This is a genomic window from Bradyrhizobium sp. ORS 86 (assembly GCF_045571475.1).
Lineage (GTDB): Bacteria > Pseudomonadota > Alphaproteobacteria > Rhizobiales > Xanthobacteraceae > Bradyrhizobium.
In genome coordinates this window covers 5,621,255-5,638,057 of record NZ_CP120699.1, presented here as the reverse complement: position 1 = coordinate 5,638,057, position 16,803 = coordinate 5,621,255, and the positions used below count along the sequence as shown (strand labels likewise).

Sequence of the window (16,803 nt, the reverse complement as noted above, 5' to 3'; positions counted from 1 at the left end):
TCCGACAGGTCGGCACGGATGTGCTGACCCGCCGGATCATTCGATCGGCCGCCGTAACCATTACTCGGCGCTCGCGACCAACTGGAAGCGTGGCTTGGCTTCCATCAGGCCGCGATAGGCGGCGAGATAGTCCAATGCCATGCGGCGCGCGGTGAAGCGGGTCTCGAATTGCTTGCGGATCGCAGTGCGGTCGAGTGTGCCGAGACGGCCGACGGACGAAATGGCACTGATCTCGTCCTCGACGATGAAGCCGGTGACGCCGTCCTCGATGATTTCTGGCACAGAGCCGCGGTTATAGGCGATCACCGGCGCGCCGCAGGCCATCGCCTCGATCATCACGAGGCCGAACGGCTCCGGCCAGTCGATCGGAACCAAAAGCCCGATCGCGCCGCTGAGGAAATCCGGTTTCTCCCGGTCGCTGATCTCGCCGATGAACTCGACCAGCGGATTCTCCTTGATCAGCGGCTTGATCAGCTCGTCGTAATATTCCTGGTCGGCGCGGTCGACCTTTGCCGCGATTTTTAGCGGAATGCCGCAGCGAGTCGCGATCTTGATGGCACGGTCGATGCCCTTTTCCGGCGCGATGCGTCCGAGCACCGCCAGATAGGACGGGCTGGTCGGTTGGGGGGTCAGCAGGTCCTCCGGCAGCCCGTGATGAATCGTCCGCACCCAATGCGCCTGCGGTACCGGCCGCCGTTGCGCGTTGGAGATCGAGATGACTGGAATTTTCGGAAATGTGTTGAAGACGGGCTGATGCTCGGGAAGATCGAGCCGTCCATGCAACGTGGTGACGAACGGTGTCGGCTCCCGCGAGAACAGCGACCACGGGTAATAGTCGAGGTGAAAGTGCAGGAAATCGAACTCGTCCTCATCGCATTTCTGCCGGACGCGCTCCAGCATCACCATGTGCAGCGCATTGGGATCGCGCACGGAGCCGTCGAGACGCAACGCCTTGGGCCAGGTCGCATCGAGCTTCGCTGACGTCCTGGAATCGCCGCTGGCGAACAGGGTGACGTCATGGCCCAGAGCCACGAGTTCTTCAGTCAACCAGTGCACGACCCGTTCGGTCCCGCCGTACAGCTTGGGGGGAACAGCCTCCGTCAGCGGGGCCACCTGCGCGATGCGCATCTCTCCGTCTCCTTGTGTGTAATGTGGATGAACAAGACCCTCAGCCCTCTGATGGCACCGGCATGCCGAAGACGGGAACGTTCTCGCACGTGCGAGGTTCCTTAGATGTGGAAGTTCTGGCGGTTCTTTCTTCCTTCACACTGTGGTCTTGCTGATGCCATCTCGCTCCAACACGTTTTTGCCGACGCCAGAGTTGCAAAATTGTTGCGCAGTGATGGCTGCATCAAGGAATCCGAACGCCGCCCTTCACGTCATCGTGCACGAGAGCTTCGATTAAAAATTTCTCGTTCACCTCAACAGCTTTGCAGGACGTCATGGACCATCTCTCAGGATATGCGCACCGTCCCTTTCCATTTGTGTTGCGCTATCTGCGCCAGCGGCTGACGTCGCATGTTGTAATTTTGTCGGCCGTGGTCGCGGCGGTTGCCTGCTCCGTGGGCACGCAATACGGCGTGAAGAGTCTGGTCGACGCTCTATCCGCCGGACCGTCCTACGCAGGTGGCGTATGGCTGGCATTCGCTCTGCTCATGTCGCTGATCGCGGCCGACAATTTCCTGTGGCGAATTGCAAGTTGGACAGCAAGTTTCACCTTTGTCAGCGTGACCGGCGATCTGCGCCGCGACATGTTCCGCCATCTCACCGGCCACGCCCCGAGCTATTTCTCGGACCGGCTGCCGGGCATGTTGACCAGCCGGATCACGGCGACGTCGAACGCAGTGTTCACGGTCGAAAACATGTTCGTCTGGAACGTGTTGCCGCCCTGCATCGCGACCTTTTCGGCGATCGCGCTGATTGGAACCGTCAGCGCGACAATGTCCGCCGTCCTGGTCGTGATATCGGGAACCATGGTGGTGGCGATGTTCCGAATGGCGGCCGCCGGCAAGCCGCTGCATGACGACTATGCCAACAAGGCTGCGGCAGTCGACGGCGAGATGGTCGACGTCATCAACAACCTGCCATTGGTGCGGGCATTCTGCGGTCTGCGCTACGAGCACGATCGGTTCGATGCGACCGTGAGCCGGGAACTCATCGCGCGCGGCCGTTCACTTCGCTACCTGGAGAAACTGCGCCTCACCCACGCGGCCGTGACCGTCGTGCTGACGGTCGCGATGCTCGCCTGGGCCATCAATCTCTGGCAACAAGGCGCGGCGACCACCGGGGACGTCGTGCTGGTCTGCACGCTCGGCATCTCGATCCTCAGCGCGACGCGCGATCTTGCAGTGGCGCTGGTCGACGCCACCCAACATCTGGCACGCCTGACGGAGGCCCTCGCGACCTTGTTGCAGCCGCACGAACTGAAGGACCATCCGGAGGCCGAGCCGCTGGTGAAGAGCGGCGCGGCAATCGCGTTCAACAATGTCTCGTTCGGCTATCCCGGCGGCTTGCAGGTGTTCGAGCGCTTCAGCCTGCGCATCCAGCCTGGTCAGAGGGTCGGCCTGGTCGGCCAGTCCGGCGGCGGCAAGTCCACGCTGTTCACGCTGCTACAGCGCTTCTACGATGTCGATCATGGCAGCATCACGGTCGACGGCCAGGACATTTCCCGCGTCACTCAGCAGAGCCTGCGCGCGGCGATCTCCGTGGTGCCGCAGGACATCTCGCTGTTCCATCGTTCGATCATGGAGAATATCCGCTACGGTCGTCCTGATGCGACCGATGATGAGGTGCTGCGGGCAGCAATCGCGGCGCGCTGCGACTTCATCGAAACCTTGCCGGAAGGCATGGACACTATCGTCGGCGACCGCGGCATCAAGGTCTCCGGAGGTCAGCGCCAGCGGATTGCGATCGCGCGGGCCTTCCTGAAGGACGCGCCGATCCTGCTGCTCGACGAGGCGACCGCCGCGCTCGACGCGGAATCCGAGGAGGCGATCCGCGAGGCGTTGTCGCGGCTGATGCGCGGGCGTACGGTAGTGGCGATTGCGCACCGACTCGCGACGCTGCGCAGCTTCGACCGCGTGGTCGTGCTGCAGGGTGGCCGGATCGTCGAGGACGGCCCGCCCGACATCCTCGTGAAGGGCAGGGGTCCTTATCGCGACCTGGTCGCACGTGAGATGGGCCGCCTATCCACCAGCGCGGCCTGACCGCGCGTCATCGAGCGTTGTTGCGTTCCGGTGCGTCGTTGCAGCAATAAGGGTCGCCCGAGGTTCAGATGGCAACCGACGTCGTTACGCAAATGATCACTGCCCGCATCGTCGAGCGGGTCGCCGAATCGCCGTTCTACATTCCGATGACCGGGCCCGCGGCGCGGCCGCGGCGCTCGCTCAAGCACGACGACACCTTCATCGTGCTTGACAGCCATGGCGATATCGGCGCCTCGGCAGGCGGGCCAGACGGTCTGTTCAACGCCGATACGCGCTATCTCGCGCGGCTGGAAATGGTGCTCGAGGACGTGCAGCCGCTGCTGCTCGGGTCCAATCTGCGTGATGACAATTCGGCGTTGACGGTCGACCTCACCAATTCGGACGTCTATCGCAACGATCGCCTGACCCTGCAGAAGGACACGCTGCATATCGTGCGCTCGATCTTCCTGTGGCGCGGCACCGCCTATCAGCGCATCGGGTTGCAGAACCACGGCGACCGTCCCGCGAGCTTCGATCTCACATTGCTGTTCGACAACGACTTCGCCGACCTGTTCGAGGTGCGCGGCGAGCGCCGGGCGCGGCGCGGCACGGGCTCGAGCAAGCTATTGGGGCCGACCGATGTCGCGCTCGAATATCGTGGTCTCGATGAGCAGTCGCGGGTCACGGCGCTGCATTTCGATCCGCGGCCGACGCGGCTGTCAGTAAACGCGGCGACATATCATTTCGATCTTGCGCCCAGTCAGGTCACCTCGTTGTTCGTCGCCGTGTCCTGCAACAAGCCGGTCATGCAGAAGCCGGTGCCGTTCTTCCGCGGCTTGCTGGCGCACCGCCGCGAGATGCGAAATTTGTCCGGCGGCGCGGCCAGCGTCGAGACCTCCAACAACATCTTCAACGAGGTGCTGTGCCAGGCGATGGCCGACCTCAACATGCTGATGACGGAGACGCCGCAGGGCCGTTATCCCTATGCCGGCATCCCCTGGTACTCGACGACGTTTGGCCGCGACGGCCTGATCACCGCGCTGCAGATGCTGTGGATCGACCCGCGGATTGCGCAGGGCGTGCTGAAGCGGCTCGCCGTGTTCCAAGCAAAGGCGGTTGATCCGCTGGCGGATGCCGCGCCGGGCAAGATCCTGCACGAGATGCGCGGCGGCGAGATGGCGGCGCTGCGCGAGGTGCCGTTCGCGCAATATTACGGCAGCGTGGACTCGACGCCGCTGTTCGTGCTGCTCGCGGGGCTCTATCTCGAGCGCACCGGCGACGAGGCGACGCTGCGCGAATTGTGGCCGGCGATCGAGGCCGGGTTGCGATGGATCGACGGACCGGGCGATCCGGACCATGACGGCTTCATCGAATATCAACGTGCCACCGAGCAGGGCCTGCAGAATCAAGGTTGGAAGGATTCCTACGACGCCATCTTCCACGCCGACGGCAAGCTCGCCGAGGGATACATCGCGCTGTCGGAAGTGCAGGGCTATGTGTTTGCCGGCAAGCGGCTCGCCGCGAATGCGGCACGCCGGCTTGGCATGCCCGAGAAGGCGGCCAGGCTCGAGGCCGAGGCCGAGCGGCTGCGCAAGCGCTTCGAGGAGGCCTTCTGGTGCGAGGAGCTCGGCACCTATGCCGTGGCGCTCGACGGCGCCAAGGAGCAGTGCAGGGTGCGCACGTCCAATGCCGGCCAGCTCCTGTTTTCCGGCATCGTGCGCGAGGATCGCGCGCGACGGGTCGCCGCCGACCTGATGAGCCAGAAGTTCTTCTCGGGCTGGGGCATCCGGACCGTCGCAGTCGGCGAGGCGCGCTACAATCCGATGTCCTATCACGACGGCTCGATCTGGCCGCACGACAACGCGCTGATCGCGCTCGGCTTCGCGCGCTACGGCCTGAAGCATTCGGTGGCGCATCTGTTCAAGGGGCTGTTCGACGCCGCGAGCTACATGGAACTGCGGCGGTTGCCGGAACTGTTCTGCGGCTTCCGCCGCGAGCTCCGGCGCGGCCCGGTGCTCTATCCGGTCGCCTGCGCACCTCAGGCCTGGGCGAGCGCGACACCGTTCACCCTGCTGGAAGCGGCACTCGGGCTTGAATTCGACACGGCACGCGGCGAAATTCGCCTGCGCGATCCGCGTCTGCCGGATTTCCTCAATGAGGTGGTGGTGCGCGACCTCCGGCTCGGAGCGTCCAGCGTCGATTTGAGATTGCGCCGCCATGATGGCGAGGTATCGCTCGAGGTGCTGCGCACGCGCGGACAGATCCAGGTTTCGATCGTGCTGACGCATTGAGCGTCGTCGCACCGCCGCCTTGCGTGCAGTTAGGAAGATCGTGGGAGAATGTCATGCGTTCGAGGATCATCATCTCGCTTGTCGCGGTGACGCTGGTCACCTGCGCCAGCGTCCGCGCCACCGACGATTCACCATCACCATCACCTTCGCCGCCGCCACCGGCCGCCCAGACGAACCCGAAGGAGCAGGCCAAGGAACCGTCGCCGCCTCCATCGGTGACCGTGATCGGGGCCCGCGATGCGCACGGCATTCTCGGACGCGACGTCCGCAGCGCGGCCAATGAGGATATGGGCCGCATTGTCGATGTCATCGTCGACCGCGACGGCAATGTGCGCGCGGCCGTGATCGACTTCGGCGGGTTCCTCGGCGTCGGCAGCCGCAAGATCGTGGTCGACTGGAAGGCGCTGCGTTTTGCCGGCGTCAGCAACAAAAGCGACAGCATCACGCTTGACCTAACGAAGCAGCAAGTCAGTGCGGCGCCCGAATACAAGGAAGATACGCCACTGATCGTGCTGGGTGCGGCCGGAAGCCTCCAACCGTGGGATTACGAGCATTAGGGGAACGAAGCTGGTCGCACGTCCGAATTCTTCCTTCGAGACGGTTGACGACGATCGTGGCAAGCGATCAGCCGGCAGCACCGATTTTGTGCCTCTGGTTCCGGATCCGCCCAGGCCGGAGCCGTCGCGTACGCCTTCGCGCGAGAGCCAGCGCGGCCTAGACTGGTTCATCTTCTTCCTGGCTGACGTGCAGACCGGCTTCGGTCCGTTCATTGCGGTGTATCTCACGACGCAAAAGTGGACCCAGGTCGAGATCGGCTTCGTGCTCTCGATCGGCGGCATCATCGGCCTGCTGGGCCAGATGCCGGGTGGAGCGATCGTCGATGCGGCGCGTTCGGAACGGATCGTCGCGGGGTTTGCGGTTGCGACCATCGGCATGAGCGCGTTGGCCTACGCGCTCTGGCCCATCTTGCCCGTGGTGACGGTCGCCGCGACGTTCCATGCGCTGGCAAGCTGCGTGCTTGGTCCTGCGATCGCCGCCATCAGCCTCGGCCTGGTCGGACCGCGCGCGATCGGAGAGCGGCTCGGCCGCAATGCGCGTTTCGCCTCGCTCGGCAACGGCTCGGCTGCGGCGCTGATGGGCGCCTGCGGCTATCTGCTGTCGAGCCGCTCGGTGTTCCTGGTTACGTTCTTCCTTGCGATTCCGACGCTGCTGTCGTTGTCACGGATCCGCGAACGCGAGATCGACATCGCCCAGGCCCATGGCGCGGTGAAACGCGAAGTCCCGGACAAGAAGGCGACCAGCGTCTGGCGCCTGGTGCGGCAGCGACCGCTCCTGATCTTTGCCGGCGGCATGATGCTGTTCCAGCTCGCCAACGCGGCGATGCTGCCGCTGATGGCGGGCGTGGTTACGGCGCGATCGAGCCAATGGGCGACCGTCCTGATCGCGGCATGCATCATCGTGCCTCAGGCGATCGTGGCGTTGTCCTCACCGTCGGTCGGACGCAAGGCACAGGAATGGGGTCGGCGGCCGCTCCTGCTGATCGCGTTCAGCGCGCTCGCGATCCGCGGCCTGCTGTTCGCGACCGTGCGCGATCCATACCTATTGGTGGTGGTGCAGGTGCTCGACGGCATCACCGCCGCCGTTTTCAGCGTGATGGTGCCGCTCGTGGTCGCCGATGTCGCGTACGGCACCGGCCATTTCAATCTGGCGCAGGGCATTGTCGGCACCGCCGTCGGCATCGGCGCATCGCTCAGCACGGTGATGGCCGGCTACGTCAGTGACAAGCTCGGCAGCAGCGTCGCCTTCATGGGCCTCGCCGGGGTCGCGATGCTTGGGCTTCTCCTGATCTGGCTGGTCATGCCAGAGACGCGCCGAACCGAGTGACCGCCCGCGCGCGCCTGTATTTCCGGAAAACGGACTTCTGCGCAGCCGAACCGATAGCCCGGCTCAGAACCCGACGGTCTCGTTCATGTAGAACGTGTTGAGAATGGAGATCCGCTGGCGATCGGTCTTGATCAGTGGGCGGCCATGCCAGCTCATCTTTGACAGCGAATGATAGGCCTTCAGGACCACAAACGCGTATCCGAGGTTGGGCAGGAAGGGAATGGTCTTCACCGGCTCGAGGCAGTAGGAGTTGACGTGAAACAGTCCCTTGAGGGAAGCCTGATAGAGCGTCGTCCCGAGCGCCTCCATGCTGGCGTCCGTGGGACAATAAAGCTGCATCGTCACGACCTTCTTGCGCGTGTCCGGATGCGGCTTGATCTGGTAGCCGTCCCTGTCGACATAGAGCACCGGCTTTGCCACCAGCTTGACGTCCTCGACGCCCGGCAGCTTGTCGCCGCGGGCACGGATTTCGAGCCCGTCGTGCAGCTTGGCGCGGATCGCCTGCTCGACCGGCTTCGAGGCCAACATGGTCGACGCGGCAGCCCAGAGCGGACGCAGTCCTGCATCGATCTTGTCGACATTGTCGCCGTAAAGGCGCAGCGCCATCCGCGTTCCCGTGCCGGTGATCGGATCATAGCCCTCGGTGGGGATGCTCTTGGTCAGGTCCCGGTAGAAATCGGCGGGAAAAAAATTGCGAAACACGATGTGGGGGAAGGGTGCCGCGGAATAATCGGCCGCCTCGATGCTCGCCACGGCGTGCGCGGTCAGCTCATCCGCGAGGCTCATCGGTGAGGTTTTGACAAGGACGTTCATCGGGTGCCCCCTTTGGATCGCAGGACAAGGAAAACTGGTGATCCCCAATAACCCGACGGTATCACATGTCTGTCAGGCGGCGGCAACAATTGGCCGTGTGTCTCTCTCTGCGCCGACAGGCACTCTGTTCCACTATGTTGCGGCGCAGCGGTCGGCCGCATTTGCATCAGTATTTTGGCTGGTAACGTGCTGACGCTTCGTCACGCGTGCCGCGGAGAAAAACGGGCTGAAATCGTCGGGATGGCACGTCACGCGGCTGCCCGCGGCATCACCAGCTTCTTGTAGAGGGCGCCGTAGCAAGCGGCCGACAGGTTCCAGCTATAGGACTTGGCCATCGCGCTGCGACGCATGATGTTGAGCCGATCCTTGGCGCGGAAGGCGTCGAAGGCGCGCTTGACGCCGCCGAGGAAGGACTCCGTCGAGGGCTGCGGGAACAGGAACCCGGTCTCGCCGTCGGCAATGGTCTCGGCGAGCCCGCCGGTCTGGTGACCGATCGGCAGCGAGCCGAAGCGCTGCGCATACATCTGGCTGAGGCCGCAGGGCTCGAAGCGCGACGGCATTAGGGTGAAATCGCTGCCGGCAAAAATCCGCCGCGCCTGCGCGTCGCTGAAGCCGATCACGACGCCGATCGCGTCGGGGCGGCGCCGGTGTGCGGCCACCAGCGCCTCCTCGATAGCGGGCTCGCCGCTGCCGGTGACGAGGATCTGCCCGCCCGCGGCGACGATCTCGTCGGCGGCCGAGAGCACGAGGTCGACGCCCTTCTGATGCACCAGGCGGGCGACAAGGCCGAAGATCGGTCCGCGCGAGACCGCAAGCCCGAACTGCCTGCGGACATAATCGGCATTGGCCTGCTTGCCCTTCCAGTCACCGGCGCCGAAGGGTTTTGCGAGCTGCGCGCAATGGCGCGGGTCCCAGCTCTCGTCGATGCCGTTCAGGATGCCGGTAAGCTGATCGGTATCGGAGCGGATCCGCAACAGGCCCTCGAGCCCGCAACCGAGCTCCGCGGTCGTGATCTCCTTCGCATAGGTCGCGCTGACGGTGGTCAGGTGCGAGGCGTAGACGAGGCCTCCCTTCAGGAAAGACAGCTTGTCGTAGAATTCCAGCCCGTCGATGTGGAAGGAGCTCTCCGGTGCGCCGATCCGCCGCAGCGAGTCCTTCGGAAACAGGCCCTGATAGGCGAGATTGTGGATGGTCAGGATCGAGGGAATCCGCGCCTCGCGCCAGGCGAGATAGGCCGGCGTGAGCGCCGCTTGCCAGTCGTTGGCGTGCACGAGGTCCGCTGCCCAGTTCTTGTCCAGCATGCCCACTGCAAGTTCGGCCGCGGCGGAGGCGAAGCGAGCGAAGCGGATGTCGTTGTCGGGCCAGTCGCGGCCGGATTCGTCGCCGTAAGGGTTGCCCGGCCGGTCGTAGAGTTGCGGGCACAACAGCACATAGACCGGCAGCCCGTCCTTGGTCGACGCGCGCCCCAGCGTGCAGGCCGGCATCTCGGCGAGCGCAGCACATTGGCCAACGATTTCAATGTGAGTGAACTGCTCGACCACGTCCCGGTAGCCGGGAAGCATGATCCTGACGTCGCTCCACGCGCGAAGCGCCCGGGGAAGTGCAGCGGACACGGCGGCGAGCCCGCCCACACGGACGAAATCGTCCATCTCCGTCGTGACGAACAAGACCTTCAACAAGCGCCCTCGTTCCAGCCCGTGACAGGGACTATGCAAGATTGGGTCCAGTTTGCCGTTGAGTAAAGTGCAACACGACCCACGGTCCCGATCTGGACGAGACGCGTTCCTGTCCGCACGGCTCACTTCGCTTGTTTCGGCTGATCTTTTCGGAAAACCGGTTTCCAGTTTTCCGGTTCATGCCTTAGGGTCGCGCGGCACCGAACAATGATGCACCGTGCGACAGAGGAAGCCTTGGGAATGATAATAGCCGGCAACGATGAGGGGAATTTGACACGGAGCTTTGACGGCGTTCGCGTGCTCGATTTTTCGACCACGATCGCCGGACCTCATTGCACGCGGATGCTGGCCGACATGGGCGCCGAGGTGATCAAGATCGAGCCTGCCGAAGGCGAGACGATGCGCACCCGCCCGCCAGTCAGGAACAACTGCTCGACCGCCTTCGGCCAGCTCAATATCGGCAAGAGGAGCCTTGTGCTCGACCTGAAGTCACCTGAAGGCGTCGAGGCGGTGCGCCGGCTGATCGCGACCGCCGATATCTTGCTCGAGAATTTTCGTCCCGGCGTGATGCGGCGGCTGAAGCTCGACTACACCTCGGTGCGCGAGATCAACCCGAAGCTGATCTATTGCTCGATCTCGGGCTACGGCCAGACCGGTCCGTCGGCGGAATTGCCGGCCTACGCGCCGGTGATCCATGCCGCCTCGGGCTATGAGATGGCTCATCTCGCCTATCAGCCGGGCCGCAGCCGGCCGGATTATTGCGGCATCTATCACGCCGACGTGTTGACCGGCGTCTATGCCTTCGGGGCGATCTCTGCCGCGCTCTATCAGCGCAGTGCAAGCGGCAAGGGGCAGCACATCGACGTCTCGATGCTGGAATCGATGCTGAGCCTGACCTTGAATGAGTTGCAATGGTCCCAGTTCGAGGTGAAGCAAACGCAGCGGCCGATGTTCGGACCGATCGAAACCACTGATGGCTACGTCATGGTGGCGATCGCCAGCGAAAAGACGTTCCAGAACCTGATGCAGGTGATCGGCCGCCCCGAATGGGTGTCCGATCCGCGCTTCGCCAAATATTCCGATCGCCGGGCGAACTGGGCGAGCCTGATGGAGGGCGTCGAGGCGTGGTCACGCTCCATCAGCACGCAGGATTGTCTTGCCGCGCTCAATGAATATGGCGTGCCGTCGTCGGCCTATCGCACCGTGCGCGAAGCGCTCGCCGATCCGCAACTCGCGCATCGCGGCGGGCTTGCCGAGGTCGAGGACGGCGGCGGCACGTTCAAGGTGCTCAATCTGCCGTTCCGCATGTCGGGGGCGACGGTCGCGGCGGCAAAGCGCATGTCGACGCTCGGCGAGCACACGCTGTCGTACCTGAAGGAGATCGGCCTCTGCGAGGACGAGATCGCCGGCTTTGCTGCACAACCGCCGAAAGCCGAGCTGAGTTAACCTGCGGCTTTTTCATCCTTGTTACGGTCTTGCCGCGCGCGGCGATTCCGGCCAATGTTGCCCCCTATAACACGACGATCCGGAACACCGGACGTTGCACCTTGGGAGGGAGCATATGAGGCCGGTCAACCGCGCGCACGCGCTTGCGCGTTTATTTCTCGTGGCGGGATTCGCTTCGGCCGCATTCGTCGCGCCCGCTAGCGCGCAGAAGCAGGGCGGCACGCTCACCGTCGGCCAAGAACTCGACATTCCGGGCTTCGATCCGCTCAAGGTCGGCGTCTACGACACCTCGGCCAACACCGCGGCGGCCGCGATCTTCGACACGCTGACCACGCTCGACGACAAGGGCGAGGTGAAGCCGAAGCTCGCGCTGTCGTGGGAGCACTCGGAGGACTTCAAGACCTGGACCATCAAGCTGCGGCCCGGCGTCAAATTCCATGACGGCACGCCGTTCAATGCGCAGGCGGTGAAGGAGAACTTCGACCGCCAGAAGGATCCCGCCAACAAGTGCCGCTGCGCGTTCTATATCACCAACATCAAGAGCGTGGATGCAGTCGACGACCTGACGGTGCGCTACAATTTCACTGATCCTGCGGTGAACTTCCCGGCAACGCAGACCATTCAAAGCTCCAACAACGTCATGCAGTCGCCGACCGCATGGAAGTCCAAGGGCGACGACTACAACCGCAATCCGGTCGGCACCGGCCCCTACATCCTGAAATCCTGGACCGCGGGCGACCGCATGGTGCTGGAGAAGAACCCGGACTATTGGGACAAGGGCAGGCCCTATCTCGACCGCATCATCTTGAAGCCGCTGCCGGATGCGCAGTCGCGCTTCGCCTCGCTGCAGTCCGGCGAGGCCGACATCATCTGGGACGACGAGGCTGACGCCGACAACATCATCAAGGCGCAGAAGGACCCGACTCTGACTGTGCACACCTACCAAGGCTCGGGGGCTGCTGTCGCCGCCTTCAACACCAAGGTTCCGCCGTTCGACGACGTGCGCGTGCGGCAGGCGCTGGTGATGGCGCTCGACCGCAAGAAGATGTCGCAGGCGATCACCAACGGCTTGGCGCGACCGGCCACCAATCCCTATGGCGATGGATCCTGGGTCAAGTGCAAGGATGACGGCGCGCTGCCTTACGATGTCGAAAAGGCCAAGGCGTTGATCAAGGACTACGGCAAGCCGGTCGAGTTCAAGATGCTGGTCACGGCGACGCCGCGCGGCCGCACCGGCGGTCAGGTGTTGCAGCAATTCTGGAAGCGGATCGGCGCCAATATGGAGATCGAGCAAGTCGATCAGGCCACCATTCCGCCGCGTGCCTTCATGCGCCAGTTCCAGCTCACGCCGTGGCGCATCGTCGATCTCGCCGATCCCGATCCGCAGATGTACGCCAATTTCCACACCGGCAGCCCGGTGGCACTGGCGAACTATTCCAATCCGGAGCTCGACCGGCTGCTGGAGCATGCGCGAACCACCGCCGACGTTGCCAAGCGCACCGAGGACTATTGCGCGATCAGCCGTCTAATCAACAAGGAGGCGATCTGGTTCTGGACCTTCCAGAACACCTATTACGCGATCTCCAGCGCGAAGGTGAAGGGCGTGCCGAAGATGTTCAACGGGGTGCTCGACGTATCCGACGCCTGGAAGGAATAGCGTTTCATGCTGTTCTTCGTCGCGCGCAGGCTCCTGTACCTGTTACCGGTGCTGATCGCCGTCTCGGTGCTGACCTTCGTGATCGCCTCACTGTTGCCGGGCGATCTCGCCTACGTGATCCTCGGCGACCAGGCGACACCCGAAAATGTCGCGGCCCTGCGCCACGACATGGGGCTCGATCAGCCGATCTGGCTGCGCTATCTCGGCTGGCTCTGGCACATCCTGCAGGGTGATTTCGGGCGATCCTTCCGCACCGGGCAGACCGTGTTGCAGGCCGTCAGCGAGCGCGTCCCTGTCTCGTTCGAGCTGATGATCCTGGCCGAGCTGATCGGGCTTGTGATCGGTGTGCCGCTCGCGATTGCCTGCGCGGCCAAGGCCGGCAGCGCGTTCGATCGTTTCATGACCGGCTCGGCCTTCGGCATGCTGTCGGTGCCGACCTTCCTGTCCGCGATCCTCCTGATCTATCTGTTCGCGGTCGAACTGCGCCTGCTGCCGGCGACCGGCTATGTGCCGCTGACAGAGGATCCGGTCGCCAATCTGCGCTTCATGATCCTGCCTGCGCTGACCCTCGGGCTTGCGGAATGGCCGGGCATCATGCGCGTGCTGCGCTCCGACATGATCGCCGCGCTCCAGGAGGATTACATCGCGCTCGCCAAGGCGAAGGGTCTGAAGCCGTCGCGCATCCTGTTCGTGCACGCCCTGAAGCCCTCGTCGCTGACGCTCGTCACCATCACCGGCATCAATATCGGCCGGCTGATCGGCGGCGCCGTCATCGTCGAGACGATCTTCGCCTTGCCGGGAATCGGCCGCCTTCTGGTCGGCGCGATCTATACCCGCGATCTCATCATCCTGCAGGGCGTCGTGCTGCTGGTTGCCGCGGGCTTCGTGATCATGAACTTCATCGTCGACATGCTGTACGCCGTTCTCGACCCGAGGATCCGCCATGGCCACGCTTGAGCTGAGCCTCGAGGACGAGGCCCATGCGACGCCGGCTCGGCGCCGCAGCCGGTTCGGCCTGCTGTTCTGGGTCGCAATCGGCTGGATGGTGCTGGTGTTTGCGGTCGCGATCTTAGCCGACCTGCTGCCGCTCCCGAGCCCGACCGACATGGACATGCTGGAGCGGCGGGCGCCGATCTCAGCGGAGCATTGGCTCGGCACCGACGGCCTCGGCCGCGACGAGCTGTCGCGGCTGATCTACGGCGCACGCATCTCGCTGATCGTCGGGCTCTGCGCGCCCGTGATCGGCGTCACCATCGGCGGCGCGCTCGGGATGCTCGCCGGCTATTTCCGCGGCCGTTTCGAATCCGTCGTGGTCGGCAGCATGGACGTGCTGCTGGCGTTCCCGCCGCTGATCCTGGCACTCGCGGTGACCGCCTATCTCGGCCAGTCGATCTTCAATCTGACCTGCATCCTCGGCGTGCTCGGCATTCCCGCCTTCATGCGGGTGGCGCGGGCCGCGACGCTGTCGCTGGCGCGGCGCGAATTCGTCATTGCGGCGCAGGCGCTCGGCGCCACGCATGCCCGCATCCTGCTGCGCGAATTGCTGCCCAATGTGCTGCTGCCGTTGCTCGCCTTCTTCCTGCTCGGCGTCGCCGTCACCATCGTGGTCGAGGGATCGCTGTCGTTCCTCGGCCTCGGGGTGCCGCCGCCGATCTCAAGCTGGGGCAGCATGATCGGGGAGGGGCGTGAAAGCCTCGACGTGGCGCCACGGCTCGCCTTCATCCCTGCGATCGCGATGTTCCTCACCGTGCTCTCGTTCAACCTGATCGGCGACACCATACGTGCGCTGACCGACCCACGGCAGGGTGCGCTGTGAGCGGCGTCCTGCTGTCGGTCGAGGATGCGGTGGTCGACCTGCCGACGCCGCGCGGCAATCTGCGGGCGGTGGATCACGTCGATCTTGCCGTCGGCGCCGGCAAGACGCTCGGCATCGTCGGCGAGTCCGGTTGCGGCAAGACCATGCTCTCGCGCACCATCCTGCAGCTCCTGCCGAAGAAGGCGAAGCTGTCGGGACGGGTGATGTTCGGCGGGCAGGATCTCCTGAAACTGTCGCCGGAAAAATTGCGTAAGCTGCGCGGCCGATCGCTCGCGGTCGTGTTCCAGGACCCGATGACCTCGCTCAATCCGGTGCTGACCATCGGCACCCAGTTGATCGAGACCATTCAGGAGCATCTCGAACTGGGGCTCGCCCAGGCAAGGCAACGCAGCATCGAGCTATTGGCAGCGGTCGGCATTCCCGCGCCCGAGCAGCGCCTGGCGCAATATCCGCACCAGCTCTCCGGCGGCATGCGCCAGCGCGTGGCGATCGCGGTGGCGCTGTCCTGCGAGCCCCAACTCCTGATCGCCGATGAGCCGACCACCGCGCTCGACGTCACCATCCAGGCGCAGATCCTCGATTTGCTGGCGCGCGAGCAGCAGCGCCGCCACATGGCGATGATCATCATCACCCACGATCTCGGCGTGGTCGCCGGCCGCACCGACGAGGTCGCGGTGATGTATGCCGGGCGCGTGGTCGAGCGGGCGCCGACGCCGTCGTTGTTCAAGCAGATGCGAATGCCCTACACCGAGGCGCTGCTCGCCGCGCTGCCAAAGCTCGACGCCGCGCCGCATACGCCGCTGCCGGCGATCTCGGGCCGCCCACCGGATCAGACCCGGCCGCCGAAGGGATGCGCGTTCTCGCCGCGCTGCCGCTATGCCGCCGGCCGCTGCAGCACGGAGAAGCCGCCGCTCAGCACGGCGGAGACGCCGGAGCATCTCTATGCCTGCTTCCATCCGATCACAGCGGGTGCCAGCGCATGATGCAACACGCCTCACCTGATCCGCTGCTGAAGGTCGAAAATCTCGTCGTCGAATATTCCGTGGGCGGCAAGACCATCCACGCGGTATCAGACGTCAGCCTCGAGATCGCCCGCGGCGAGACGCTGGGCCTGGTCGGCGAATCCGGCTGCGGCAAATCCACGCTCGGCCGCGCCGTCTTGCAATTGCGTCAGGCCGTCTCCGGCAAGGTGCTGTTCGACGGCCAGGATCTCTCCACCATGCAGGGCGAGCGCTTGCGCAAGATGCGCCGGCGCGTGCAGCTCATCTTCCAGGATCCGATCGCCTCGCTCAATCCACGGCGGCGGATCGGCGATATCGTCGCCGAGCCGTTGCTGATCTCGGGCGTCAAGGATCCCGGCAAGCGCAAGCAGCTCGTCTCCGACGTGCTGTCGGCGGTCGGCCTCGATCCCGCGCTGGTGAGCGGACGCCTGCCGCACGAATTCTCGGGCGGACAATGCCAGCGCATCTGCATCGCGCGGGCGCTGGTGCTCAATCCGGAATTCATCATCTGCGACGAGCCGGTCTCCGCGCTCGACGTCTCGATCCGGGCGCAGATTCTCAATCTGCTGGAGGAGATGAAGACGCGTTACGGCCTGACCCTGCTGTTCATCGCGCACGATCTCGCTGTGGTGAAGGCGATCAGCGACCGCGTCGCCGTGATGTATCTCGGCCGGCTTTGCGAGGTCGGTCCGTCCGAGCAGCTCTTTGCAAGGCCGGCGCATCCTTATACCTCACTGTTGATCGAGGCGATCCCGGTGCCCGATCCGGATGTCCGCCCGACCCAGAGCGTGCCGGTCGGCGAGCCGCCATCGCCGATCGCGCCGCCGTCGGGCTGCCGCTTCCGCACCCGTTGCCCGCGCGCCGATGCGCGCTGCGCCAGCGAGGTGCCGGAACTGCGCGTGGTGGCGCCCGGCCAACTCGCCGCGTGCCATCATCCGCTGATCTAGATCGTGGCGGCCGCGATTGTTCGAGCGACGCGCATGGCGGTCGCCCGAAATTGCGGCCTTGAACGTTTGTCCTTGGCGCGTCGGCGT

Annotated in this window: 13 protein-coding genes; 10 read left to right on the top strand and 3 right to left on the bottom strand. The window is 64.5% G+C overall.

All coding sequences use genetic code 11. The features are described 5' to 3' along the window. Nucleotides 1-60: 60 nt before the first annotated feature. Complete coding sequence (locus P6U25_RS26040) at nt 61-1,128, bottom strand: glycosyltransferase family 4 protein (RefSeq protein WP_407147622.1); 1,068 nt, start codon at nt 1,126-1,128, stop codon at nt 61-63. 314 nt (nt 1,129-1,442) lie between these two features. Between P6U25_RS26040 and P6U25_RS26035 the strand changes: the two genes are divergently transcribed. From P6U25_RS26035 to P6U25_RS26020, 4 genes are all read left to right on the top strand, one after another. Beyond that, the gene (locus P6U25_RS26035; RefSeq protein WP_407147621.1) at nt 1,443-3,206 is read left to right on the top strand and encodes an ABC transporter ATP-binding protein; all 1,764 of its coding nucleotides are present in this window, start codon (nt 1,443-1,445) and stop codon (nt 3,204-3,206) included. A gap of 68 nt (nt 3,207-3,274) precedes the next feature. Beyond that, nucleotides 3,275-5,476: a glycogen debranching N-terminal domain-containing protein gene (locus tag P6U25_RS26030; protein ID WP_407147620.1), complete on the top strand. Its 2,202-nt coding sequence runs from the start codon at nt 3,275-3,277 to the stop codon at nt 5,474-5,476. A 53-nt stretch (nt 5,477-5,529) separates the two neighbouring features. After that, nucleotides 5,530-6,033 carry a PRC-barrel domain-containing protein gene (locus tag P6U25_RS26025; RefSeq protein WP_407147619.1) on the top strand — a complete coding sequence of 168 codons (504 nt, stop codon included), beginning with the start codon at nt 5,530-5,532 and terminating at the stop codon, nt 6,031-6,033. Between the two features lie 94 nt (nt 6,034-6,127). After that, the gene (locus P6U25_RS26020; RefSeq protein ID WP_407152614.1) at nt 6,128-7,360 is read left to right on the top strand and encodes an MFS transporter; all 1,233 of its coding nucleotides are present in this window, start codon (nt 6,128-6,130) and stop codon (nt 7,358-7,360) included. Between the two features lie 63 nt (nt 7,361-7,423). Here P6U25_RS26020 and P6U25_RS26015 read toward each other — a convergent pair whose 3' ends face one another. Both P6U25_RS26015 and glgA read right to left on the bottom strand, forming a co-directional pair. Then, nucleotides 7,424-8,173: a hypothetical protein gene (locus P6U25_RS26015; RefSeq protein WP_407147618.1), complete on the bottom strand. Its 750-nt coding sequence runs from the start codon at nt 8,171-8,173 to the stop codon at nt 7,424-7,426. A gap of 248 nt (nt 8,174-8,421) precedes the next feature. Next, entirely contained in the window at nt 8,422-9,822 is a 1,401-nt protein-coding gene (glgA, locus tag P6U25_RS26010; protein WP_407152613.1) for a glycogen synthase GlgA, read from the bottom strand. Nucleotides 9,823-10,089: 267 nt separating this feature from the next. Here glgA and P6U25_RS26005 point away from each other — a divergent pair, with 267 nt between their 5' ends. The 6 genes from P6U25_RS26005 to P6U25_RS25980 all read left to right on the top strand — a co-directional run bounded on the left by P6U25_RS26005 (nt 10,090) and on the right by P6U25_RS25980 (nt 16,716). Further along, nucleotides 10,090-11,295, top strand: a complete 1,206-nt coding sequence (locus P6U25_RS26005) for a CaiB/BaiF CoA transferase family protein (protein WP_407147617.1) — start codon at nt 10,090-10,092, stop codon at nt 11,293-11,295. Between the two features lie 115 nt (nt 11,296-11,410). Continuing rightward, the gene (locus P6U25_RS26000; RefSeq protein ID WP_407147616.1) at nt 11,411-12,952 is read left to right on the top strand and encodes an ABC transporter substrate-binding protein; all 1,542 of its coding nucleotides are present in this window, start codon (nt 11,411-11,413) and stop codon (nt 12,950-12,952) included. 6 nt (nt 12,953-12,958) lie between these two features. Further along, nucleotides 12,959-13,909: an ABC transporter permease gene (locus P6U25_RS25995; protein WP_407147615.1), complete on the top strand. Its 951-nt coding sequence runs from the start codon at nt 12,959-12,961 to the stop codon at nt 13,907-13,909. Further along, nucleotides 13,896-14,768, top strand: a complete 873-nt coding sequence (locus tag P6U25_RS25990; RefSeq protein ID WP_407147614.1) for an ABC transporter permease — start codon at nt 13,896-13,898, stop codon at nt 14,766-14,768. The genes P6U25_RS25995 and P6U25_RS25990 overlap by 14 nt, the downstream gene beginning before the upstream one ends. Further along, nucleotides 14,765-15,751 (top strand): ABC transporter ATP-binding protein, encoded by a 987-nt coding sequence (locus P6U25_RS25985; RefSeq protein ID WP_407147613.1) that lies wholly within the window; start codon nt 14,765-14,767, stop codon nt 15,749-15,751. Before P6U25_RS25990 ends, P6U25_RS25985 begins: the two co-directional genes overlap by 4 nt. Next, entirely contained in the window at nt 15,748-16,716 is a 969-nt protein-coding gene (locus P6U25_RS25980; RefSeq protein ID WP_407147612.1) for an ABC transporter ATP-binding protein, read from the top strand. Before P6U25_RS25985 ends, P6U25_RS25980 begins: the two co-directional genes overlap by 4 nt. The last annotated feature ends 87 nt before the right edge of the window (nt 16,717-16,803 follow it).